This is a genomic window from Candidatus Buchananbacteria bacterium, assembly GCA_013359225.1.
Taxonomy (GTDB): Bacteria; Patescibacteriota; Patescibacteriia; order Buchananbacterales; family UBA6539; genus JABWCG01.
The window spans coordinates 22,174-44,921 of record JABWCG010000001.1; the positions used below are offsets into that span (position 1 = coordinate 22,174).

The 22,748-nt window shown below is 43.7% G+C and carries 32 protein-coding genes and 4 tRNA genes; 35 read left to right on the top strand and 1 reads right to left on the bottom strand.

All coding sequences use genetic code 11. The annotated features are described in order from the left end of the window. The first annotated feature begins 2 nt into the window (after positions 1 to 2). From rplN to HUU49_00240, 17 genes are all read left to right on the top strand, one after another. The gene (gene rplN / locus HUU49_00160; GenBank protein ID NUM25021.1) at positions 3 to 374 is read left to right on the top strand and encodes a 50S ribosomal protein L14; all 372 of its coding nucleotides are present in this window, start codon (positions 3 to 5) and stop codon (positions 372 to 374) included. Between the two features lie 4 nt (positions 375 to 378). Further along, positions 379 to 687, top strand: a complete 309-nt coding sequence (locus tag HUU49_00165) for a 50S ribosomal protein L24 (GenBank protein ID NUM25022.1) — start codon at positions 379 to 381, stop codon at positions 685 to 687. A 4-nt stretch (positions 688 to 691) separates the two neighbouring features. Continuing rightward, positions 692 to 1,237, top strand: a complete 546-nt coding sequence (gene rplE / locus HUU49_00170; protein NUM25023.1) for a 50S ribosomal protein L5 — start codon at positions 692 to 694, stop codon at positions 1,235 to 1,237. Between the two features lie 5 nt (positions 1,238 to 1,242). Continuing rightward, a complete protein-coding gene (locus HUU49_00175) occupies positions 1,243 to 1,428 on the top strand; it encodes a type Z 30S ribosomal protein S14 (protein ID NUM25024.1) in 186 nt (61 codons plus the stop codon). 24 nt (positions 1,429 to 1,452) lie between these two features. Continuing rightward, complete coding sequence (rpsH, locus tag HUU49_00180) at positions 1,453 to 1,860, top strand: 30S ribosomal protein S8 (protein NUM25025.1); 408 nt, start codon at positions 1,453 to 1,455, stop codon at positions 1,858 to 1,860. A 2-nt stretch (positions 1,861 to 1,862) separates the two neighbouring features. Further along, positions 1,863 to 2,411 carry a 50S ribosomal protein L6 gene (gene rplF / locus HUU49_00185; GenBank protein ID NUM25026.1) on the top strand — a complete coding sequence of 183 codons (549 nt, stop codon included), beginning with the start codon at positions 1,863 to 1,865 and terminating at the stop codon, positions 2,409 to 2,411. Positions 2,412 to 2,422: 11 nt separating this feature from the next. After that, positions 2,423 to 2,785 (top strand): 50S ribosomal protein L18, encoded by a 363-nt coding sequence (rplR, locus tag HUU49_00190; GenBank protein ID NUM25027.1) that lies wholly within the window; start codon positions 2,423 to 2,425, stop codon positions 2,783 to 2,785. 5 nt (positions 2,786 to 2,790) lie between these two features. After that, complete coding sequence (rpsE, locus tag HUU49_00195; protein ID NUM25028.1) at positions 2,791 to 3,336, top strand: 30S ribosomal protein S5; 546 nt, start codon at positions 2,791 to 2,793, stop codon at positions 3,334 to 3,336. 5 nt (positions 3,337 to 3,341) lie between these two features. Further along, entirely contained in the window at positions 3,342 to 3,824 is a 483-nt protein-coding gene (gene rplO / locus HUU49_00200) for a 50S ribosomal protein L15 (protein NUM25029.1), read from the top strand. 15 nt (positions 3,825 to 3,839) lie between these two features. Then, positions 3,840 to 5,117, top strand: coding sequence for a preprotein translocase subunit SecY (gene secY, locus HUU49_00205; GenBank protein NUM25030.1), 1,278 nt, complete (start codon positions 3,840 to 3,842; stop codon positions 5,115 to 5,117). 11 nt (positions 5,118 to 5,128) lie between these two features. Beyond that, positions 5,129 to 5,365 carry a hypothetical protein gene (locus tag HUU49_00210; GenBank protein NUM25031.1) on the top strand — a complete coding sequence of 79 codons (237 nt, stop codon included), beginning with the start codon at positions 5,129 to 5,131 and terminating at the stop codon, positions 5,363 to 5,365. An 8-nt stretch (positions 5,366 to 5,373) separates the two neighbouring features. Beyond that, complete coding sequence (locus HUU49_00215; GenBank protein ID NUM25032.1) at positions 5,374 to 6,024, top strand: adenylate kinase; 651 nt, start codon at positions 5,374 to 5,376, stop codon at positions 6,022 to 6,024. A 1-nt stretch (position 6,025) separates the two neighbouring features. Then, positions 6,026 to 6,799 (top strand): type I methionyl aminopeptidase, encoded by a 774-nt coding sequence (gene map / locus HUU49_00220; GenBank protein NUM25033.1) that lies wholly within the window; start codon positions 6,026 to 6,028, stop codon positions 6,797 to 6,799. A gap of 1 nt (position 6,800) precedes the next feature. Then, positions 6,801 to 7,244 carry a Holliday junction resolvase RuvX gene (ruvX, locus tag HUU49_00225; protein ID NUM25034.1) on the top strand — a complete coding sequence of 148 codons (444 nt, stop codon included), beginning with the start codon at positions 6,801 to 6,803 and terminating at the stop codon, positions 7,242 to 7,244. Then, the gene (recO, locus tag HUU49_00230; GenBank protein ID NUM25035.1) at positions 7,231 to 7,794 is read left to right on the top strand and encodes a DNA repair protein RecO; all 564 of its coding nucleotides are present in this window, start codon (positions 7,231 to 7,233) and stop codon (positions 7,792 to 7,794) included. Before ruvX ends, recO begins: the two co-directional genes overlap by 14 nt. A gap of 160 nt (positions 7,795 to 7,954) precedes the next feature. Next, on the top strand, positions 7,955 to 8,212 hold the full coding sequence (locus tag HUU49_00235) for a hypothetical protein (GenBank protein ID NUM25036.1): 258 nt from the start codon (positions 7,955 to 7,957) through the stop codon (positions 8,210 to 8,212). 298 nt (positions 8,213 to 8,510) lie between these two features. Further along, positions 8,511 to 10,238, top strand: coding sequence for a hypothetical protein (locus HUU49_00240; GenBank protein ID NUM25037.1), 1,728 nt, complete (start codon positions 8,511 to 8,513; stop codon positions 10,236 to 10,238). Between the two features lie 129 nt (positions 10,239 to 10,367). On the opposite strand, the gene HUU49_00245 is transcribed toward HUU49_00240, so the two are convergent. Beyond that, positions 10,368 to 10,670: a hypothetical protein gene (locus tag HUU49_00245; GenBank protein ID NUM25038.1), complete on the bottom strand. Its 303-nt coding sequence runs from the start codon at positions 10,668 to 10,670 to the stop codon at positions 10,368 to 10,370. Between the two features lie 147 nt (positions 10,671 to 10,817). Here HUU49_00245 and aspS point away from each other — a divergent pair, with 147 nt between their 5' ends. From aspS to HUU49_00335, 18 genes are all read left to right on the top strand, one after another. Continuing rightward, entirely contained in the window at positions 10,818 to 12,269 is a 1,452-nt protein-coding gene (gene aspS / locus HUU49_00250; GenBank protein ID NUM25039.1) for an aspartate--tRNA ligase, read from the top strand. 13 nt (positions 12,270 to 12,282) lie between these two features. Beyond that, positions 12,283 to 12,585, top strand: a complete 303-nt coding sequence (locus tag HUU49_00255) for a hypothetical protein (GenBank protein ID NUM25040.1) — start codon at positions 12,283 to 12,285, stop codon at positions 12,583 to 12,585. A 17-nt stretch (positions 12,586 to 12,602) separates the two neighbouring features. Next, positions 12,603 to 13,535 carry a hypothetical protein gene (locus HUU49_00260; protein NUM25041.1) on the top strand — a complete coding sequence of 311 codons (933 nt, stop codon included), beginning with the start codon at positions 12,603 to 12,605 and terminating at the stop codon, positions 13,533 to 13,535. 24 nt (positions 13,536 to 13,559) lie between these two features. Continuing rightward, on the top strand, positions 13,560 to 14,144 hold the full coding sequence (locus tag HUU49_00265) for a YbaK/EbsC family protein (protein ID NUM25042.1): 585 nt from the start codon (positions 13,560 to 13,562) through the stop codon (positions 14,142 to 14,144). Between the two features lie 9 nt (positions 14,145 to 14,153). Beyond that, complete coding sequence (locus HUU49_00270; GenBank protein ID NUM25043.1) at positions 14,154 to 14,858, top strand: segregation/condensation protein A; 705 nt, start codon at positions 14,154 to 14,156, stop codon at positions 14,856 to 14,858. A 5-nt stretch (positions 14,859 to 14,863) separates the two neighbouring features. Next, positions 14,864 to 16,198 carry an MATE family efflux transporter gene (locus HUU49_00275; GenBank protein ID NUM25044.1) on the top strand — a complete coding sequence of 445 codons (1,335 nt, stop codon included), beginning with the start codon at positions 14,864 to 14,866 and terminating at the stop codon, positions 16,196 to 16,198. Positions 16,199 to 16,222: 24 nt separating this feature from the next. Further along, the gene (gene scpB, locus HUU49_00280; protein ID NUM25045.1) at positions 16,223 to 16,789 is read left to right on the top strand and encodes an SMC-Scp complex subunit ScpB; all 567 of its coding nucleotides are present in this window, start codon (positions 16,223 to 16,225) and stop codon (positions 16,787 to 16,789) included. Further along, a complete protein-coding gene (locus HUU49_00285) occupies positions 16,786 to 17,703 on the top strand; it encodes a D-alanyl-D-alanine carboxypeptidase (protein ID NUM25046.1) in 918 nt (305 codons plus the stop codon). The genes scpB and HUU49_00285 overlap by 4 nt, the downstream gene beginning before the upstream one ends. 97 nt (positions 17,704 to 17,800) lie before the next feature. Next, complete coding sequence (locus tag HUU49_00290) at positions 17,801 to 18,556, top strand: triose-phosphate isomerase (GenBank protein NUM25047.1); 756 nt, start codon at positions 17,801 to 17,803, stop codon at positions 18,554 to 18,556. A gap of 59 nt (positions 18,557 to 18,615) precedes the next feature. Then, complete coding sequence (locus HUU49_00295) at positions 18,616 to 19,470, top strand: hypothetical protein (GenBank protein NUM25048.1); 855 nt, start codon at positions 18,616 to 18,618, stop codon at positions 19,468 to 19,470. 19 nt (positions 19,471 to 19,489) lie between these two features. Further along, positions 19,490 to 19,565: transfer RNA gene (locus HUU49_00300), tRNA-Thr, on the top strand. An 11-nt stretch (positions 19,566 to 19,576) separates the two neighbouring features. Continuing rightward, positions 19,577 to 19,662, top strand: a tRNA-Tyr gene (locus HUU49_00305). Between the two features lie 31 nt (positions 19,663 to 19,693). Further along, positions 19,694 to 19,769 (top strand) — tRNA-Thr (locus tag HUU49_00310). Between the two features lie 41 nt (positions 19,770 to 19,810). After that, entirely contained in the window at positions 19,811 to 19,966 is a 156-nt protein-coding gene (gene rpmG / locus HUU49_00315; protein NUM25049.1) for a 50S ribosomal protein L33, read from the top strand. 51 nt (positions 19,967 to 20,017) lie between these two features. Then, positions 20,018 to 20,269: a GIY-YIG nuclease family protein gene (locus HUU49_00320; GenBank protein ID NUM25050.1), complete on the top strand. Its 252-nt coding sequence runs from the start codon at positions 20,018 to 20,020 to the stop codon at positions 20,267 to 20,269. Between the two features lie 16 nt (positions 20,270 to 20,285). Further along, positions 20,286 to 20,359, top strand: a tRNA-Trp gene (locus HUU49_00325). Between the two features lie 508 nt (positions 20,360 to 20,867). Then, positions 20,868 to 21,470 carry a hypothetical protein gene (locus HUU49_00330; protein NUM25051.1) on the top strand — a complete coding sequence of 201 codons (603 nt, stop codon included), beginning with the start codon at positions 20,868 to 20,870 and terminating at the stop codon, positions 21,468 to 21,470. Between the two features lie 421 nt (positions 21,471 to 21,891). After that, a complete protein-coding gene (locus HUU49_00335; protein ID NUM25052.1) occupies positions 21,892 to 22,719 on the top strand; it encodes a hypothetical protein in 828 nt (275 codons plus the stop codon). Positions 22,720 to 22,748: the final 29 nt, after the last annotated feature.

A 22,748-nucleotide genomic window follows, 5' to 3' on the forward strand; every position in this document is an offset into this window, starting at 1 on the left:
ATATGATTCAGTTACGAACAATTTTAAAAGTTGCCGATAATTCCGGAGCAAAAAAGCTTCAGTGTATTAAGGTTCTTGGAACAAACCGAAAGCGATATGCCCGAGTCGGTGATATTATTACTGTTTCTATTAAAGAAGCAGTACCTCATAGCGCTGTTAAAAAAGGACAGGTCGCTCATGCGGTGGTTGTTCGAACCCGAAAAGAGATTCGACGCACTGATGGGTCTTACGTCCGATTCGATGAAAATGCCGCAGTGTTAGTTGATAAGAAATCAAAAGAACCGAAAGGTACGCGTATTTTTGGGCCAGTTGCTCGAGAATTGCGCGCTGCCGGATTTAATAAAATTATTTCATTGGCTCCAGAAGTTTTATAATTATATGAGAATTAAAAAAGGCGACAAAGTAAAAGTATTAAGCGGTAAGGACCAGGGCAAAACTGGTAAAGTCTTGCAGATCTTTACTAAGCGAGGACGGCTTTCGGTTGAGGGTGTTAATTTGATGCACAAGAATATGAAGCCGCGCCGACAGGGTGAAAAAGGTCAGCGCATTCAGTTTCCAGCGGCGTTGCCAATGAGCAATGTTGCCATTATTTGTCCAAAATGCGGTAAAGCCAGCCGAATTGGTTCCACGAAGGTCGGCGAAGCTAAGAAAGCAAGAACCTGCAAAAAGTGTAAAGAAGCTATTTAAACGTATGTCTAACAGTTTGAAAGAACAATATACTAAAAAAATCGCGCCGACTTTAAAAGAAAAGTTTGGCTATAAGAATAATTTGTCAGTCCCAAAGATTGAGAAGGTGGTTTTAAATGTCGGTACCGGCCAGGGTTTGAAAGATCCGAAATACAACGAAGCGGTTGAGGATACGCTGTTACGAATTACCGGTCAAAAGCCTGTCAAAACTATTTCCAAAAAAGCTATTTCTAATTTCAAGATTCGGGAAGGTTTAGTAGTTGGCATGTCGGTGACGTTGCGCGGTGAACGGATGTATGATTTTTTGACCAAACTAATTAATATCACGTTGCCTCGTGTTCGAGACTTCCGCGGTCTTGATCTGAAGTCGGTTGATACGCGAGGTAATTTGAACCTAGGTTTTCGAGAACATATTTCTTTTCCGGAAATCAAATCAGATGAGATCGAACGAATTCACGGTTTGCAGATTACGGCTGTTACGAATGCTAAGACTCATGAAGAAGGATTAGAATTATTTAAGTTATTAGGTTTTCCATTTCGTAACGAATAATTTTTATGGCAACAGAAGCGAGAATTGCAAAATCAAAAAAGACTCCAAAGTTTTCAACCCGCAAGGTTCGAAGATGTTGGCGTTGTGGCCGCAATCGCGGTTATATGCGAGATTTTAATATGTGTCGAATTTGTTTTAGGGAATTAGCCGACAACGGGCAAATTCCAGGTATCCGGAAATCAAGTTGGTAATTAAATAACTTTTATAGAGCAAATATCAATATGACAGATCCAATTGCAGACATGCTTAGTCGAATCAGAAATGCCATGGCGGTGCAAAAGCCAGAAGTGATTTTGCCATTCTCAAAGATTAAATTAAGCGTTGCCGAAATTCTTAAAGAGACTGGGTATATTAAAAAAGTTGAAAAATTGTCCAAGCAGGAAGCCGGCACAAGCCATGATCAAATTAAAATTACTTTGAAATATAACGGTGGTCAGCCGGCAATCAGCAAGATTGCCCGAGTAAGTAAGCCGGGACATCGCGTGTATGTTTCTAAAGATAATTTGCCGGTCGTTTTAAATCATTTAGGGATTGCCATCCTTTCAACCCCACAGGGCTTAATGACAAATAAAGAAGCCCGAAAGCGAAATCTTGGGGGAGAAGTAATCTGTGAGGTTTATTAAGTATGAGTAGAATTGGAAAACAACCTATTACCATTCCAGAGGGCGTTGAAGTAAAAATTACCAACGATCTGATTACGGTGAAAGGCCCTAAGGGTCAGCTGACACAGACTGGAAACAGCCTGGTTAAAGTTGAACAAAAAGATAATGAACTGTTGGTTACGGTCAATGATCCGGAAAACAAGCAGCAAAAGTCCCTTTGGGGTTTATATCAGCGCTTGATTGCTAATATGGTTGCGGGTGTAACCCAAGGCTTTTCAAAAAAGTTAGAAATTAACGGTGTTGGATATAAAGTCGCGCTTCAGGGCAAACACTTGAATTTTCAGCTTGGATATTCTCATCCGATTGATTTTCCGATTCCAGAGGGTATTGAAGCGACTGTTGAAAAAAATGTCATCACCATTTCCGGAAGCAACAAGCAGTTGGTTGGTCAAACCGCCGCTGACATCCGATCGTTAAAGAAACCGGAGCCTTACAAGGGCAAGGGGATTAAATATAGTGATGAAATTATTAGACGAAAGGCCGGTAAGGCCGCTGCTAAGGGTGCAGCCTAACCATTAAGACTATGGCTATTGCTAAAGAAAAAAATAAATCACAGAAAAGAATTAGACGAAAGAACCGCGTTCGAGCTAAGGTTTCGGGTACCGCTACACGGCCGCGCCTTAGCGTGTATCGCAGTTTAAGTCATATGTATGCCCAATTGATCGATGATGTTAAGGGTGTGACATTGGCCGCGGCAAAAGATGGTGATATTAAAGACGCTAAAGCAACTAAGACGGAAATTGCCGGAAAAGTTGGTGAATTGTTGGCTAAAAAAGCGCTGGCCGCAGGCATTACCGAAGCGGTATTTGATAAAGGTTCTGCTCAGTATCATGGCCGAGTTAAGGCCGTGGCTGAAGGTGCCAGAAAAGGTGGGTTAAAAATTTAAACATTATGTCAGAACAGAATTTCAAAAGAACAAAAAAAGGTGAACAACACGCCGCACCAGCCGAGAAAGAATTTGATCAGGTTATTGTTGATATTGCCCGCGTTACCCGCGTTATGGCCGGTGGCAAGCGTATGCGGTTTCGTGCCTGTGTAGTCATCGGCGACCGCAAGGGCCGCGTCGGTTATTCTGTTGCCAAGGGTGCAGACGTTACTTTAGCGGTAAACAAAGCAGTTACTAAGGCTCGCAAGAGTTTGATCAACGTGCCGATTATTAATGACACTATTCCTCATCAGGTTCAAGTGAAAGTTAAAGCTGCTCGAATCTTAATTAAGCCGGCTACGAAAGGTACCGGAGTTATTGCCGGCGGCGCGGTCCGTATTGTTTTGGACTTGGCGGGTATTTCTAACGCCGTTGCTAAAATTTTTGGTACGAGCAACAAAATTAATAATATCGCCGCAACGATTAAGGCATTAAAGATGCTTAAGCGCGTTGAGCCTAAAAAAGCTAGTGCTAAAAAGCCAGCCGAAAAGTCAGGCGATGCTACTAAATAAATTTTATGACTGAATTAGGTTTACACAATTTAACTCGCAATAAACGTAAAACCGGCAAACGAGTCGGCCGCGGAAGCGGTTCTGGTCGTGGTGCTTATTCCGGCCGGGGACTTAAAGGTCAGCGTGCCCGTTCTGGCGGCCGTGCTGGTTTGAAGCGACGTGGTTTGGCTCAGATGCTTAAGAGCAAACCAAAACTGGGTGGCTTCAAGAGTCCGAGTTCTAAATTAGAAATCGTTAATATTGCTGATCTGCAAGAGGTTTTTGACGCTGGTGAATTAATTACTACTAAAAAGCTGTTGAATAAAGGTTTGGTAAAAACCCTGAAGCACGGCATCAAAATTTTGGGTCAGGGAAAAGTAACTAAAAAGTTTATCGTTGAAGCCAATCGTTTTTCAGAATCGGCAAAACAAGCTATACTAGAAGCAGGCGGCGAAGTTAAACTGATCAATCAAAACAAGTCCAAGAAGCGCGTCGTTAACAAAAAATAATTTTGCAACGCTCCCATGTGGCTTAAAAAATTAATTCAAATTTGGAAGATTAAAGATTTGCGCCAAAGCATTGTGTTTGTAATGGGAATGCTAGTGATTTTTAGGGTTGCTGCGCATATTCCGATCCCAGGCATTGACGCTCAGGCTTTGAGCGATTTTTTTGCGTCTAACCAGCTGTTGGGAATCATGAATGTATTATCCGGCGGCGGTATGGAGAACTTTTCTGTTGTCGCGATGGGCGTTGCGCCGTATATTACCGCCTCAATTATTTTTCAGTTGTTAGTCATGATTATCCCCAAATTGGAAGAAATTTCTAAAGAAGGGGAGTCCGGCCAGCGTAAAATTAACCAGTGGACCAGAATGCTTGCGGTGCCGTTGGCATTGATGCAAGCCTATGGTTTGATTGCGATTTTAAATCAAAGTTCCGGACAAATTTTTGTTGATTTAACTGCGTGGAATTTAGTTATGATTTTAATTACACTCACTGCCGGAACAATGTTTTTGATGTGGATTGGTGAATTAATTTCCGAACAAAATATTGGTAACGGAATTTCGTTGATTATCTTTGCCGGTATTGTTTCTTCATTGCCCAGCACTGTTCAGCAGACATTATTAACATTTGATCAATCCCAGATTCTAAATTTGATTATTTTTGTAGCCATTGCAATTTTAACCATTGTTGGAGTTGTTATTATTACCGAAGGTCAACGCAATGTTCCGGTATCATACGCCAGACGGGTACGAGGAATGAAAATGTACGGCGGCGTTAATACTCATTTGCCGTTGCGGGTGAACATGGCCGGAGTTATTCCGATTATCTTTGCGATTTCAATCATTCTTTTCCCGCCGATGATTGCTCAGTTTTTCTTAACAGCCAAGACTCCGCTATTGGTTAGTATTGCCGAAAAAGTCATTGCCATTTTTGAAGATCAGCTTTTCTACGGCATTACCTATTTCTTGCTAGTCTTTGGTTTTACCTATTTTTATACGGAGGTTGTTTTCAAGCCTGATCAAATTGCTGAAAACTTACAGAAACAGGGCGGCTTCATCCCGGGCATTCGCCCTGGCAAGCACACTGAAGAATATTTAGCCAATACCACTCATAAAATAATTTTAGCTGGTGCTTTATTCTTAGGGCTTATTGCCATTTTACCCCTTATTGTCCGAAGCTTTACTGGTGTTGCAACCTTGGCGATCGGCGGTACTAGTTTATTGATTGTTGTTTCGGTTGTTATCGAAACGTTCAAAAAGATTGAATCTCAACTGACCATGCGTGATTACGAGGGGCTTTAACCTCAATATCTATGGGCTGGTTTAGCTCCAAAAAAATTTTTAATACTACTCAGCAGATTAAAGACGCATTGTATCAAATTCAAAGCCTTGATTATAAAGAGCGGCCACAAGTTTTGGCGGCTCTTGTTAAAGAGTTGGATGACGGAGGTGTGAGCCAAGAGGAGATTATCAAAGTCGTTCGTGAGTTGCGCGCCGCGGGAGAAATATCAGAAATTGATAAAAAAAATCTCCTGTCACTGATTAAATAGATGCCACTATGAATATTATTATTTTTGGCCCCCAGGGTTCTGGTAAGGGGACTCAAGCGGAATTAATTGCGAGACGACACGGATTGCCCTATGTTTCAACCGGTGATATTTTTCGATATCATTTGAAAAACGAAACTGATCTTGGACGGCAAGCCGCCGCCTATATGGATCAAGGAGAGCTGGTGCCTGATGAGTTAACAAATCAAATTGTCCGTGACCGAATTAATCAGCCGGACTGTTCGGTCGGATTTGTGTTAGACGGGTATCCGAGGAATAAATCACAGCTGGAATTTTTAAATAGCATTAGTAAAATTGATTTTGCCATTATTATTGATATTGATGATGCAGCGGCCATTGAACGTTTGGGTGGCAGACTGGCTTGCAAGTGCGGCTTGAGTTACCATTTAAAACATAATCCGCCAAAACAAGATGGTATTTGTGATAAATGTGGTAGCCCGCTTTTTAAGCGCGATGATGACCAGCCGGAAGCAATCAAAAAACGTTTGGAAATTTATCATCAAGAGACCGAGCCGTTGCTGGATATTTATGATCAGCTGGGGATTTTGCACCGCGTTGATGGTGCTAAAGAAATAGAATCAGTCTATGAACAGATTGATCAGATTATAAAAGACAATCATTCAAAAAAAGATGAGCAATAAAATGATAAAAAAACCGGAAGAAATAGCGATGATCAATGAGGGTGGCAAAAAGCTTTCTGAAATTTTAGATCAGCTAGTGGCACAAGCCAAGCCGGGCGTTAAAACCATTGAACTTGATCAATTGGCCGAAAAATTGATTATCGAAGCCGGAGGCGTGCCCGCCTTTAAAAATTATCGTGACCGATTAAGCGAACCGCCATTTCCTTCAACGATTTGCGCGTCGGTTAATAACCAGCTGGTCCATACGCCGGCTGGAAAATATGCCTTGAAGTCAGGCGATATTTTGAGTATTGATATTGGCATGAAATATCCGGCTTCCGGCCGGGGGTACTTTACCGATATGGCGGTGACAATTCCGATCGGTGAAATTTCACCCGAAGCAAAGAAGTTGATTGATGTAACCAGGGAGTCTTTTTATGCCGGGCTGGAAAAAGTAAAAGCCGGCAATCATTTGTCCGAAGTTTCCCGCTCGATCCAGAATTATATTGAGAAAAATGGCTTTTCGGTTGTTCGCCAGTTGGTTGGCCATGGCGTTGGTTATGAAGTCCACGAAGAGCCAAGAGTACCAAACTATGTTGACCCCAGACAATCCGACCTAGTTTTGGAAGCGGGGATGGTTTTGGCAATTGAACCGATGGTGAACGTCGGTAGCTATGAAATTGATACCCTTGATGACGGCTGGACAATTGTTACGGCGGACGGCAAACTGTGCGCTCATTATGAGCATACCATTGTGGTGACTAAGGATGGCGCTAAAATATTGACCAAAAAATAGTATGTCTATTCTGGCCATTGATTACGGTGCAAAAAAAATCGGCCTAGCTAAATCTGATGACCAAAATAAATTCGCGTTACCGCTGGGGATTATCTCTCACACCTCGAAACCAGCAACGTTGGCAGTTCTAAAAAAAACCTGCGCTGAACATGCAGTTGAAAAAATTGTTGTTGGCGTACCGGTTAGCTTTCAGTCTGGCGGCAAAAAAACTTTTTGGCGCCAAGTTGATTTACAAAATGAGCAGATGAAAGAGGTGCTTAGTTTTATTCACTGGCTAAAAGATGAGATTGATTTGCCGATTGAAATTGAGGATGAGCGTTTAAGCAGTAAAATGGCCGGTGGGTTGCTCCGAGGTACTGGTAACAAGGGTGCTGATGATCACGTGGCGGCAATGTTGATTTTGCAGACCTACCTTGACCGACAACAACACGATGTCAACTCATAATCTTTTAGGCATTATCTTGCGCCAAGCTGATTACCGGGAAGCGGATCAGCTTTTTAATATTTATACTGACACATCGGGCAAAATCATGGCACTGGGCCGGGGGACTAAAAAGGTGAGCAGTAAACTTAATTGCCAGCTGCAGAGTTTTAGCGTGATTAATTTAATGATTGCACCGGGGAAAAATTTTGATCATATCGCCGGCGCCGATATTCAACATAATTTTTTGCATCTAAAAACTGATTTTAAAAAATCAATTTTGGCATGTTTTGCTTTGGAGCTTGTTGACGTCTTAACTAAAACGGGTGAACCGGATTCGCGGATTTATTCATTACTTTTTAAATATCTCAGTGCCTTGGATCAGAATAATTTTACTGATTCCGAATGGCAGGTAATTCGTCATGCATTCATTATTAAACTGCTGACATTATTGGGCCTGGCGCCGGGCGCTGATATTATGGCTGACGCTAAAAAATTGAATGCGTTTTTAGATTCTCACCTAGATTTCCCGCTTAATACGGAAAAATTTATTTCTAAAATGATTCCTGTTTGACAGGGGATAACTTTTATCCTACCATTAACTAGGGTGTTGTACCTTACAACACTTAAGTACGGTCTGAAGGGCCGCAATCTAAAACGGCTCACAGCCGTCTTTTTTTGTGGGCAGATTTTATGCAATCATTATTTCCGCAAGGAATAAGGAGTATGACTTCATGAGAAGCAGTCTGGCAGGACAACGATTAGACGCGGGTTGCGTCGAAGAATTGCAGCAGCGCGTTGCCGTTGCAAAAGACGACTTACGTCACAAATTTGAGGAGACAAAAGATCTTCCATTCGGGAAAGAAACATTCAGCGGGATTATGGTTCAAGTGCTTACAGCCGCAACACTTTGGGGCTGGACTGCGGGGTATGATCCTTGCCAAGAGCTCTTGAACTTTAGCCGAGAGTTACAAAACACCTTGGCCGCCTAGAATCTGTCTTTTAAGCTTCGTTGTCTCGAGGGGTAACGAAGCTTTTTCCTTTCATTTTTTGGCCAACTTGACTAGATTTCGGTTTTTTGATAATGTTTGTCGAAGGGGGTTGGCACTTTGACAACCTTAGCAAAAACGGCATGTGAGCCGTTATTTTTTTGCGTCAAATCGGGTAGCTGAAGCGTCCAGATCAAGAATTCCTTGGTCTGGCAATGAGTGAAAGTGAGGGAAGTTGTACAATAACATATTGGGTGTTGGCAGGTTGCACAAGGCAGCAAGACAGTAGGAGATAGGCAGGATGAGGCATTACATTTCAACGCGCTTGTTGGGTAAAACCAACCAAGCAAGACGCGAGCAGTTTATCAGACTGCTAGCGCTTGGCCTTAGACAGGCCACGTATTTTGGCCGCGGTTTGGAACCGCCGCCGCTGGACACCGGCAAGCGGGTGACTGTTGCAACGGTGTTTGAAGAAGCGAGTACCAGAACTCGTAACTCAAGTGAAATGGCGGCTTCCCGGCTGCGTTGCTATGTGCAGCATGGCATTTCGGTAAGCGATTCTTCGCTTGCCAAAAACGAGAGTCTGGAAGACACCTTGACCATGCTTGGTCAGTACGGCGTCTGGGGCGTGATTGTGCGCACCAAAACAGAAGGTGCCGGACTCTGGTTAGCCCAAGAGCTGCAAAAGCTTGAAGGCGAAGAAACCTGGCTGCCGCGCGGCATGTCGGTGATTATTGGTGGTGAGGGCAAAAAAACCCACGCCACGCAGCTTCTGCTCGATTGTCTGACCATTGTCCTTAACGAGCTTGGTGCTCGGCGGATGGATCAGGTCGGCGTCATCGACGAGTTTCTTAAACAACCGGAAGAGCTGGTGCATCAAAAGATCGGCGAGATACTCGACCGGTTGAAGATTTGTTTTGTCGGCGACTTGAAGTACAGTCGTGTGGTCCATTCGTGGGCTGATCTTGGCGAACTTTTCACTATTGAATACTGCTTTGTCGCCCCGGAACCGTTTCAGCTGGAAACCTGGGCGACGCCGCACCGTTCGACGGTAACTACCGACCTTGACGCCTCGCTTGAGTACCCGTATGTCTATTTTATGCGGGCACAAATCGAGCGTCTGACCGGCACGCCGGACAGTCCTGGTCCGATGACCAAGCGCGAAGCGATTCGGCTTGTTCAATCGCTTGAAGCAAACGAGCAGTATCTTGACCGCTGTCAGGGCAAGCTGCTTCACGCTCAGCCGCGCGACCAGGCATTGCCGATGATCCCGAATCAGTTCAAGAATCACCCCAAGGTGATCATGCTGATGCAGTCGGCTTGCGGTGTTCCGGCGCGCGAAGCAGTGCTGATGGAGTGCTATCGGGGTCGGTTTGAAACCGAAGACCTGATTTCGGTGCCCTCAATCGGGTTTGACCAGGCTTGGGTAACCAAGCAGGAAAGCTGGTACGCTCACTTTGAGGCGCTGAAAGTCAAATCCGCGGGGCGCAACGTCATCATCGAACCGATTGAAAACGGAACAGCCGTTGATCGGACCGAAGAGCACATGATCCGGGTGCACGACGAAATCTTCGGTGAAGACGGAGTGTATCATCAGGCTAGTGGCCGACAAATCCTGCCTGGCCGTCGTCTGGATTCGCCCTGCATGGGTCGTCCTAAGGGGACGTTGTGGCTGTATGGCTACCGCATTTCGCCCGAACAGGCGCTTAAGCACGGCTTGATTTCGCCGCACGTCAAGTTCAGTCATATGGACAAGACAGGCGAAGATGCCGGCGAGAGCGCTCACGGCTACCTGCGGGTTGAATATCCGCTGCCGGAAATAGTTGAGGGCTTTCGTTGCCTCAACGAAAACTGCATTACGCGTCGGACCGATATCGCCAGGCCGATCTTCAGAGTTCATGGCGAAAAGGGCCGCGAGACGCCTGACCACTATGCCGATGCCGGTTTGGAATGCATTTCCTGTGGTGACCGAGTCACCGCAAAAGAAATGGTTCAGGCCTGTTACGGCAGCCTGGTTTTGCACCGCTAGTTTTTGCTACGGAATTTATCAAGCACGGTTGGTGACAATCGTGCTTTTTTCTTTTGGTTAAAACAACAATTTTTGTAAAAAAAGAAGCGCGACAATTGGATGTGTTTGTCGCGCCGGGGCGGGGGAGGTTTACGAGAAGATAGGAGACGCACTCCAGATGTTGAAGACCAGCCTCCCGAAGATCGGATGGCTGAAACTACACTGGGAATGATACTTCCCACCTTCTTGCCGGTCTTTCCAGCCATTATACACTCCTTCCGCTTGCGCAATGTTCAAATACTCTTCTGCCTGATGTTCCGGGATCGCTAAGACCCCTTTGTTTTTGGCGCAGGCAGCGCACCAATGTTCGAACTCTTCTTGTCCGTTAACCGCAATCGCAGCTGTGGCACTCATTTCGGATTCACCTCCCTTCTGTGCGAGATTAGTGGCCAAGATTTAAGGATAAACATAAATATAAAGTAAAACGATAATTTTGTCAAGTGTTTGTGAGCTTATTGCCGGCCCGGGCAAGGTTGCTTTTTAGAAGCAAAAATTGTATGATTAAGGTATTAAACAGCTAATTTTTTATTTATTTAGTCTATGGCAAGAACACCAATCGCCGAAGTGGTTAATAAGGCGGGTCAACAAGTAGAGGTGATCGGCTGGGTTCATACCAGGCGCGACCACGGTAAGATTATTTTTATTGATTTACGCGATCGTAGTGGTATTTTACAGGTGGTTTTTGAGCCAAAATTTGCGCAGGCCCACGCCCTAGCAAATAATTTACGTTCTGAATTCGTTATTAAGATTACTGGCACTATCAACAAGCGTCCGGAAAAGATGATTAATGCCAAAATTGCCACCGGTACCGTTGAAATGACAGGAGAAGGTCTAGAGATTATCAATGAGGCCAAAACGCCGCCATTTGAAATTGATGGTGCTCAGGAACCGGGCGAAGAAATCCGAATGAAATATCGGTATCTTGATTTGCGGCGCGAGCGGATGAAAAATAACTTACTAATGCGCCACCGGATCATCAAAATGGCCCGCGATTATTATGACAATCTCGGATTTATTGAAGTGGAAACGCCGGCTTTGACTAAGGGGACGCCAGAAGGCGCCAGAGAATTTATCGTCCCGGCCAGAATGTGGCCCGGTAAGTTTTATGTTTTACCGCAGTCGCCGCAGCAGTTTAAGCAGCTATTAATGGTTGGCGGTATTGAAAAGTATTTTCAGATTGCCAGGTGTTTTCGCGATGAAGACACCAGAGGCGACCGTCAGGCGGAGTTCACGCAAATTGACGTTGAAATGAGTTTTATTGATGAAGAAGACGTGATGAAGATGGTTGAGGAATTAATGATCAAAATTGTCACGGAGCTATATCCAAACAAAAAAATTACCACCCAGCCGTTTCCGCGCCTGCCCTACGACGAGCTGATGAAGAAATATCATAGTGATAAGGCGGACTTGCGCAAAGACAAAACCGACCCAAACGAACTGGCATTCCACTGGATGGTTGAACCGCCGGCGTTTAAAAAGTCTGAAACCGAAAAGAAGCTTGTGGCAACCCATCATCCGTTTACCATGCCTAACCTAGAAGACATGAAACAGTATCCGGACAATCCGGAAATGTGGCGTTCACGAGCGTATGACTTGATTTTAAACGGCACCGAAATTTGGGGCGGCTCAATCAGAATTCACTTGCATGATATTCAGCAAAAAGTTTTTGCCATTCTTGGTTTAACTCCGGAAGAAGTGGAAAATCGGTTTGGGCATATGCTTAAAGCGTTTGAATATGGCGCGCCGCCGCACGGGGGAGTTGCCGCCGGCTTGGATCGCATTGTCAGCATTTTACAAAATGAACCAAGTATCAGAGATGTTATTGCCTTTCCGAAAACCGGTGACAGCCGAGATTTATTGATGGACGCGCCAAACATTGTCAGTAGCAAAACGCTTAAAGAGGCTAATATCCGATTGTCTGAAGAAGCAATTGCCGCGGCCAAAGAAAAGGGCGAGCGGCTGGAGGGGTTTGACACGGCCATGGCCGATTAAGAGTAAACCACTTATGAAACTATCTGCTTTACAAAAATACATTTTAAAGCAGGCGTTTCTTTCCCGGGACAAAACTGTTTCCAAAAGTGTACTGGAGAAGTTTTATAGTGACTCCAAAGCTAAGCCTAAGCAAAAAGATTTAGTTAATATTATCAGCCGAAGTGTTGAACGGTTAATTAAAAAGGAACTAATCATCGGTTACGGGTGGCAGACACCGCATAAGTGGTTTGTTGATAAAGTAAAATTGACCAATAAGGGTCGGTTGGAGGCCAAAAATTTGTTTGGCATTCAACAAAAATTACCATTTAAAAAATAATAATTAGATTTAACTATATGGATCAATTAAACGCGGAGAAGTTTAAAGGGAAGGGCGCGCTTGACGCGTTCTTGAATTTATTCAGCCTAATTACTTTGGGTTGGATGGCAATCGCGATTGGCATGATTTTGTTTCAGATTATTGACAAGTTTTTGAGTCCGGGAGCGGTTGGATATCTGAGTGTGTATTCTCAATCAAGTCTGAAATTCGGCGTGGCCTCAGCCCTAATTGTAACGCCAATTTTTTTGCTGATTGTTAATTTGCTTCACCAGAATTATCGTAAAGGGACGTTAAACCATGACAGTGGCGTTTATCGCTGGCTGACTTATTTAATCTTGTTAGTAACGGCGTTAAATATTATCGGACGGCTCATTCAGCTGGTGTTCCAGTTACTGGATGGCGATTATACGCTCGCAAGCATTTTAAAGATTGTGGTGGTGTTGCTTATTGCCAGCGGGATTTTTGGGTATTACTGGTACGATCTCAAGCGTCATGATTATAGTTCCCGCAGCATGATGTCACAGATATTTTTTGGCGTTATTGTGGCGGTAGCGCTTGCCTCAATCATTGGTTCATTTTTCATTATCGATTCGCCAAACACTGCTCGGATGAAAAAATATGATCAGCAGCGGGTTAATGATTTGTCCGGTCTTGATAATTTGATTAATGTTTATTACAACGAGAATAAAAAAGTTCCGGCGGACCTGAGTGAACCGCGTTTTGGGCAGTTTGCCGATCCGGCAACCAGTGAACCATACGGATACCGTGCAATTGATCAGACTACCTATGAACTGTGCGCCGACTTTGATTTGGCGGTTGAAGATGAACGCAATACTGAATCGTACTATTATGGATATGGCGATAAGAATTGGTATTACCATGATGCCGGTCGTCAGTGCTTTACTTCTCAGGTGTATGATCCGGAAGTTAAGCCTTTGCCAGTTCGTTAGTCTAAAAAATAATAACGAAATTGTATGGCGATTCCTAAAACTACTAAAAAATACTTAGATCAGCGCTTGGCTAAGTATGATGAAATTGCTCATAAAACCGTTTATACGGCCTATGATGCGGCTCAAACGTTACGCCAGGAATTAAAGTCTATTGCTAAGAGTTTATTGATTGCGACTGATAAGGCATACATCATCGCGGTGGTGCCGGCCAATATGAGAATTGATCTTGGTAAACTTCGTTCGGCAGTTAGGGCAAAAAAAGTCAGTATTCCTTCAGAAAAAGTGATGGTAAAAGCGTTTCGGGTCAAGCCGGGGGCGATGACTGCATTTGGCGGTTTGCATAAGGTTGAAGTCTGGGCCGATAAAAGTTTGTTAAAAACTAAAGACATTATTATTTCGGCCGGTAATTTTACCGATTCAGTTCGGATGAAAGTTAAAGATTATCTTAAGCTTGAAGAGGCTAAATTGGCGAACTTCGCCAAGGCTGGTGGGTATAAGCTGCCAGCCAGACCAAAAACTAAGAAGTCAAAATCAGGAGTTAAGAAAACTAAAAAGAAGGCTTCTGGAAAAAAGAAATCAGCAAAAAAAATCAGCAAAAAAAGGAGATAGGTTTTTACCATGCATAAAGTCAAAGTTGAACAGTTTGAAGGCCCGCTCGATTTATTACTACAGTTGATTGAGCAGCAGAAGCTTGAAATTACCAAGGTTTCCTTAGCACAGGTTACCGAGCAGTATATTCAGATTCTAAATCAGTCATCTCAAGACCAGATTAAGGCTGAAGAGTTGGCTGATTTTTTAGTGGTTGCTGCTCGACTACTGTTGATTAAGTCGAAAGCGTTGTTGCCGTTTTTACAATGGGATGAGGATGATGAAACTGAGGAATTAACGACCCAACTCCGGATTTATAAAGAATATCTTGAGGCAACTAAGGCTATTCAGGCGATGATTGGGAAAAAGCGGTTTAGTTTTTCACGACAAAAACTATTAACTGCAGAAGAAATCGGTTTTGCGCCGCCGATGAAATTAACTAAAGAAAAATTAGCTGATACTCTGCGTGACGTGATTAAGGCATTAAATCCATTTTTGAATTTACCGACCGAGGTGGTGCGTAAGACTATTAATATTCAAGAAAAAATTGCCCACATCCGGAGCAGAATTTTTCGTGAGGCGACCACAAAGTTTAGTGAAATTTTGAAAGAGGCAAAGGATCGCACAGAAGTAATTGTGACATTTTTGGCGCTGCTTGAATTAATTAAACAAAAAACAGTCAGTGCTCATCAGGTGAAAAATTTTGAGGATATTGAAATTAGACGGCTGGATTAACCCGCATGAAACAGCATAATCCGTATATTCTTGAAGGCAGTTTGGCTAAAGGAGTGATTAGTTTATCAACTCCTATTATTTTTGCCATGTTTTTTCAGTCTTTGCTTAATATCGTTGATACTTTCTGGCTTGGCCAAGTGAGTTTTATAGCAGTGGCTGCTGTTTCAATTTCCTGGCCAATTATTTTTATTGTCATTGCGTTGGCAAGCGGCGCCAGTATTGGTGTGACCGCATTGGTGGCTCGGTATTATGGTGCCAAAGATTTAAAGACGGCAAATATAGTTGCACAAAATTCGGTGATTGCCGGTTTATTGCTGTCGGCAGGCATTACTATAAGCGGCTTGGCGGTATCGGCCTGGCTGTTTCGGTTTATAGGTGCAACCGGTGAAGTGTTTGATTTGGCCCTGCAGTATACAAACATTTTTTTCATCTCTTCAGTGTGCATGTTTATGAGTTTTATTTTCAGCTCAATTTTGCGCGGCGAAGGAGACACAACAACACCGATGAAAATTGGCATTGCTATTAACATAGTCAATATGGTGCTTGATCCGCTATTTATTCTCGGTTTTGGCTGGAGCGTTGCCGGTGCGGCTTTAGCAACTGCTTTGGCAAACGGTGTTAGCCTTTTGCTGTATGTAGTGTATTTAAAATCACATCCATGGCTTACCGTGATTAAATACCAAGGATTTAATTTTAATTTTGGATATATTAAAGAAATATTTTATATTGGTTTTCCGGCGTCGTTGCGAAATATTTCAAACGCGGTTGGTGTTTTTTTTACAGTCAAGATTATTGCAACTTATGGTGCAGCAGTTGTTGCCGCCTATGGCATTGGCTTTCGCGTCCAGAGCTTTGGGGTACTACCGGTGGTAGCTATTGCCACCGGTACAATTACGATGGTTGGCCAAAACCTTGGGGCGCAGAAATTACAACGAGCTAAGCTCAGCGGCTGGGTTAGTACCGGTATTGGCCTGATAATCATGTCGGTGTTTGCTGGTCTGATATTTATTTTTTCTCGGTCAGTAATTGGTATTTTTAATCAGGAGCCTGAAGTCTTGGTGGTGGGGGGCGAGATGATGAAAATTCAGGCACCGGGTTTTATTTTCGGTTCAGCAATCATGACGCTGTCGGCCGCATTTCAGGCTTTCGGCAAATCAATGTACTCTTTTATTAGCACGGTTTTACGCGTCATTTTATTAGTAATTTTAGCCTATTGGTGGAACAGTTTGTGGGGGTATGTCGGCGTGTGGTGGGCGGTAACTTTTTCCGGCTTGATTTCAGCTGTGGGGTTGGCTATTTGGTATTGGTGGTGGCAGCCGACAATGGCTGGAAAAAGCTAATAATATTTGCTATAGTCTAAACATATGTCCAGTCTAAAATCAAAAATTGAAAGTTTGCTTTTCATCTCCAATACGCCGTTTAGTTTGAAGAAACTTGCCGACATTACCAAGGCCGATAAAGACCAGGTAAAACTGGCCGTGGATGAACTATTGGCCGAGTATGCTAATCGGGCCGGCGGCGTGATGATTCAAAAAATTGATGATAAGGTGCAAATGGCCACGGCCGGTGACAATGCTAAAATGGTCAAAGAATATATTAAAGAGGAAACGACCGGAGAATTGAGCCGAGCTGCTTTAGAAACCCTGACAATCGTCGCATATCGCGGGCCGATCAGCCGCTCGGAAATTGAGCAAATCAGAGGGGTTAACTGTGCGGTGATTTTACGCAATCTTTTAATGCGCGGCCTGGTTGAAAGCCGGGACGACAAAAAAAAGATGCAAAGTGTCTACAATATCACCTTTGATTTTTTGAAATTTTTGGGAGTTAATCAGCAATCACAGCTGCCTGATTACGACAAGCTCAATTCAGATGAAAATTTGCAAAAAATTATTGAGCAGGCTGAAGTTCAGCCGTCAGAAAATAGCGTATGATCAACCTGATTGCCAGTATTGTTTTAACAAGCCTGCTTTTTCCAGCGGGCTTTGACTTTTTTACCAGTCACGCAATTGACTATTCATATGTGAGCAATCACTCAGCGGTCCTTGACGCTCCGGTGCGGCTAGCGAATAACAGCTTTGGTTTAAAAACCACTGCTAAAAGTATTTTAGTCATCGACTCGAAATCGGGTGCGGCATTATACGATAAAAATTCTGCTGCAATAACGCCGATTGCCAGCATTACCAAATTGTTGACGGCCTTGGTGGTGGTTGACCACCAGCCGGATTGGAATAAGGTTGTTGAAGTAAAGACCAAGGATCAGCGCGAGGGTGGGCAGGTGTACCTTTTGCCCGGCGAGCAAGTAACCACCAAAGACTTGTTTGCTATTATGCTGGTTGGTTCGGCCAACGAAGCAGCTCTGGCGTTGGCTGACAGTTTGGAACTTACTGACTTTGCCGCTGCCATGAACAGCAAGGCTGCGGAGTTGGGGATGATTAATAGCTATTTTGTTGAACCAAGCGGCATTGATCCGCGCAATACGTCAACGGCCGCCGACCTATTAAAACTCGCAAACGCAGCGTTTAACAATCCGACGATTACTGAGGCATTAACCGCTCAGCGGTATGAGTTTACTGTTATAAACAACAACCGGCCCAGCGCGGCTAAAAGCACTAATCAGTTATTGAGCAGTTTTTTGAATCGCGATAGCTTTGATATTGTTGGTGCCAAAACCGGCTATTTGGATGAAGCCGGCTACTGTTTGGTGATGAAAATTAAAACTGCTGACAGCGTCGAATTGCTGGTGGCATTATTGGGAGCGCAAACGATTGATGATCGTTGGCAGGAGGCTAAGGGGCTGGTTGATTGGGTGCTAAACAACTATCAGTGGCCGTTAAATCAGTCTTGAATTTTTCTTAGTTAAATTGTATAATATTAGCGCGACTTTTAATGGATAATTCAAATCGGCCGAGGCCGTATTTTTGCGTTTTTCATAGATGAAAACTATGGGACAGTCAAAAAAAATTGTCATTGCAAACTGGAAAATGAAACTTGGCGTACCGCAGAGCGTGGACCTGGCCAAGGGCTTAAAAAATATTTCCGCAAACAATGTTGAGGTGGCGGTTTGCCCGTCGTTTGTCAGCTTGACTGAAGTGGCAAAGGTGCTTTCGGGCAGCGTGGTAAAGCTCGGCGCGCAAGACTGTTTTTGGGAAGCGTCCGGAGCGTATACCGGCGAAGTTTCCGCAAATTATTTACGGGAAGCGGGCTGTGAGTTTGTTATTATTGGGCACTCAGAGCGCCGGCAGTATTTGGCCGAGACTAATGAGATGGTTCATAAAAAAATCAAAATGGCGTTGGCAGCAAATTTAATTCCTGTATTGTGTGTTGGCGAAACATTTGAACAGCGGCAAAACGGCGCCAAAGATTATGTGATTATTGAGCAGACGACTAAAGCCTTGGAAGGGCTTGAAGTCGGACCCGACCAGCGTGTGATTATCGCGTATGAACCGGTGTGGGTTATTGGTTCAGGACAGGCGATTGATCCGCAAGAAGCGGCAGCGTCGCACCAGGTTATCCGGCAGAGTTTATTTGATATTTTCCCTGCGCCCAGCATTAATAACAATTTTTCAGTTATCTATGGCGGCAGTGTTGACGGCGAAAATATTTCTTACTTTACGGAACTGGAAAATATTGACGGCGTGCTGGTCGGCGGCGCCAGTCTTCAGGTTGAGGCATTTAAATCAATTATCAAAAACGTTTGATACATTTAAGCCAGTAATTCGGCTCGCGTGACGCCGATTTATTAGTTTTTAAAACAAGTATGATTATTTATATCATTCCCGCCATTATCATTGTTGTTAGCCTTGGGGCGATTATTTTTATGGTTTTTAAAAAATTGCCCGATTTGGCAATGATTGATGTTGAGACAATCGCTCAGGAAAAAGAAACTAGAGTTCGTAATCGCATTATGGCCGAACGACTGGTCCGCAGTTCGCTTAACCTAAAAAAGAATGTCGGCGTTTTGTTAAAACCGGTTGGTGAAAAAGTTAAAGAAGGTTCGGCCAAAATGTATCAAAAAATTCTGGAATTGGAAAAGAAAACAGTTTCTAGCAAACAGCCGCTGAAAAAAATTGATTTACATCAGGAAACTCAAGATAAACTTGCGGAGGCGTCTCGTCTTCTTAAAGAAGGGGAGTTGGAGAAAGCTGAAGAAATCGGCATTGAAGCGATTGAACTTGATAATCAAAATTTGGAAGCCTATGAACTACTGGTTGAAATCTATATTAAAAGCCGCGAGTACAAGAAAGCGCGGGAGACTGCCAAGTATCTGTTAAAATTATTTAACCAGCAAAAAGCCGCTGACGAAGGCAGCCTCCTGCGCCGCCGCTTGGCAAACTGCTATGGTGATCTGGGATATGTGTACGAGCTTGAACACCGATATAGTTACGCGCTGACTAATTATCAGAAGGCGGTTGAGCTGGAGCCAAACAATCCGAGATTTCTTGACTTATTGATGAAAATCAGTATAATATTAAAGAATAAAAAATTGGCCCTTGAGGTCTTTTCTAGTTTAGAGCAGGCTGATCCGGAAAATGCAAAATTGCCGGAAATCAAGGAAGAAATTAACAATTTGCCGGAAACGCAAAATACTGAACCCGAGGAAAATGCGGGGTAGAATGAAACAGGGGTAATGTGCCGAGGTAGCTCAGTTGGTAGAGCACTTCCATGGTAAGGAAGGGGTCCCGGGTTCGAATCCCGGCCTCGGCTCCATTTAAAAAATTGGGTCGGTACTCAAGCGGTCAACGAGGGCAGACTGTAAATCTGCTGGCAATAGCCTACGGGGGTTCGAATCCCTCCCGGCCCACCACTAATAGTATCTTTAAGTAATTACCCAGCAAGCCAGCGTAGCTCAGCTGGTAGAGCAGCAGTTTTGTAAACTGTTGGTCGTGGGTTCGAATCCCTCCGCTGGCTCCATTGGATTAAATAATTTAAAAACTAATAATTTAATAACTGCTATGTCACAGGATAATCTGATCAAAATGGAGTGTACCGTGTGCAAGAGAGTGAATTATTTTTCTCGAAAAAATAAAAAAACTCTAAAAGACAGAATGGAAATGAAGAAACACTGCAAGCACTGCAAAAAACACACCATGCACAAAGAAACCAAATAAGTCCCGAATCCTTCCCGGGGCTTATTTGCCAAGGGGGTGTCTCCAAAATCTATGTGGTATGTGTATCTGTTAAAAATTGATGGTGTAAAAGATAAAAATTTTTACATTGGTTATACGTCGGATTTATGGAAGCGCTTGAAAGAGCATACATCAGGAAACGTTAAAACCACTAAAGGTAAAAGTCCAATGTTATTTTATTATGAGGCGTTTGCTGATAAATATTTAGCCTTAAAAAGAGAGCGAGGACTGAAAACTAGTGGTTCAGTTTATAATTCTTTGATAAAGAGGCTTGGGCTAAAGTAATTTAATAGTAGTATATGGGGGTGTCGTATAGTGGTAGTACAGCGGTCTCCAAAACCGTTAGCGTGGGTTCGATTCCTACCACCCCTGCCATGAATATAAAGTTTCAGGCGACCCACGTGGTTACTGAAATATTTAAACAAACAAAAATACGGATTAGCTTCCGTGTTTTTGTATTAACTTACTTTACTAGTTTAAGCTTTTTGTCGGTTAGTATTAATTTACTTTTCAAATTTATCAGTAAATCTTTTTTATCGGAAATACTGCCATTCTGTAGAAGATATTTAGTATACGTTTTAATATAAACTTTTTTACTTTAAACCTTTTGTTCTTCTTTACCAAGAATTGAAACGTGTTCAGTGGTTTGCTTGACATAATTAACCATTTATGGTATAGTTTATTATTCGCTCTTTTTAGCTATATATTTACTTGCAAAAGACATGTAGTCATAGCCAAAAGTCACCCAATTATCAGATCTAAAATCGAGTTTAAAATGATCCTGTGTGTGGTTTCTGGCTATGACTACAATTCCGTAGTCCGCTAGCACAATCCCAAAATGGCAACGCAGTTCACAAGAACACAGTTGCACAGGAGATCTATCATGGGCACGGAGCTCATGCTCGATGTCGGACAAGCCAACGAGATCAAACTCGCCGCCGTGCGCGCCGGTGCTACCAACACCGATCTCAAAAGACTTTCCGAGGGTGACATGTTCACCCGCATTTTGCCGGTTCTGCGAGGACTCGGCGAAGTGACCATCACCAAGTACATCGTTGATCTGGACGCTGACCCGATGGTTTACCGTGACTGGAAAGTCGAAGAGCACATTAAGGGCGGTCAGTTCGAGTTTGACCAGGTTAAAGTCGGGCTACATCTCGATGAAGAGCAGAAGGAAGGCGGCGTGATCATCGCCAATAAGCTTCGCGAGAAGCTCAAAGGCCAACCGGTCTACAACGCCAACCTACTGGACTTCTACCTGGCCCACCCCAACCTTATCCCCGATGAATGGAAGGGCAAAGTCATCGTCTTCTGGGGAACGATTTACCGAAACTCGCGCGACCGGCTGCTTGTCCGTTGCCTCTTCTGTCTCAACGACAAGTGGAGCTGGATCTACCGTCAGCTTGATTGCGACCGCTTCGGCACCCCCGCCCCGGCTGCGGTTGCCGTTCGGCGGCGACGGCCAGGTCGCGGTTCCCGCAAGTAACTGAGTCCTTACGGACTTAAGCACTTGGACTCTTGGTCTGAGAACTTAGTCCTTGGACTTGAATTCGTCGACCCGCACGGTTAACTCTGTTGCGGGTCGATTTCTTTTTATTTGATTTAAAAATTGCATTAGGCTTGCTATACTAAAATGGTATTAAGTGAATACGCCAGCGATTACGCTTCTCTGCCGAAGCCTTGACGGAGGCGGAGTTGCTGACTACCAAACCCAGTTACCATATCTCTCAGAGTATCTCCGACCACGGTTTGAGGTAGCGTAGAATATGAAGCTAAAAAAATAAAGTTACTTGGTATAGTGTACTGCCAAGAAAAGGCATATGAGGATGGCTATTTTAATCAGAAAAAATTCATCCGGTGAAATTTAAAATATTTAAAACAAAATTTAAATAGTTAATACAGCTTATATGACTAAAAAGATAAGAATCGTTTTAATTTTTATTACAATAGTAATTATTGTTTTGGTAACAGGTCTGGCAATTACCAAATTGACTGTTTTTGATACAGTTTCGGTTGACGAAAGTTTCAGGAAAAACGTCATGCAGGCAGTTAGCACTCATTACGACAATCCGTTTGAGCGTCTAGCCTTATGGCTAGGTGAAAGCCGTATCGTTTCCGCTACGCCTTTGAGCGCAGAAGTTGAATCTTTTACTTTATTTAGAATTCCGCTAGGATTTTTGCGCGGTATGTCGGACATGAAGCTTGGCATATTTTTTAACCCGGCTGGTGATTGGTCGGCCAAAATTAGTTCGAGCGCTGTCGGTTTTGAGCTGGAGGAACAAGAGTCAAGCAAGCAGCAGGCAGATGATGATTTGTGGCAAACTGTTATTGATGATAATCAAGGCATTAAATTTAAATATCCCAAACGATTGTTAGCTCAATATGTCTTTATTGTTGAATGGCCGCCGGTTGTGATGACGGATGCCAGCATTCAGGAATTAAATTGCCAGGAGACCGCGCCGGAAAAAAGTTTGTCTGCTCGGATAATCCGCCGGCAGGTTGACGACAGGGTTTACTGTGTCCACGCCGCAAGCGAAGGCGCGGCCGGGTCGGTTTATACTAAATACGCCTATTCAACGGTTTGGCATGAGCGGTTGGTTACGGTCAGTTTTGTTTTGCGATATCCGCAATGCACCAACTACGACGAGCCAGCGCAAACTGAGTGCCAAAATGAACGGGAATCTTTTGATCTGGACGCCGTAGTGGATAGAATCGTTTTGAGTTTGGAAGTTTAATCAGCTGTTTTTTTAAGACATTTGGTCAG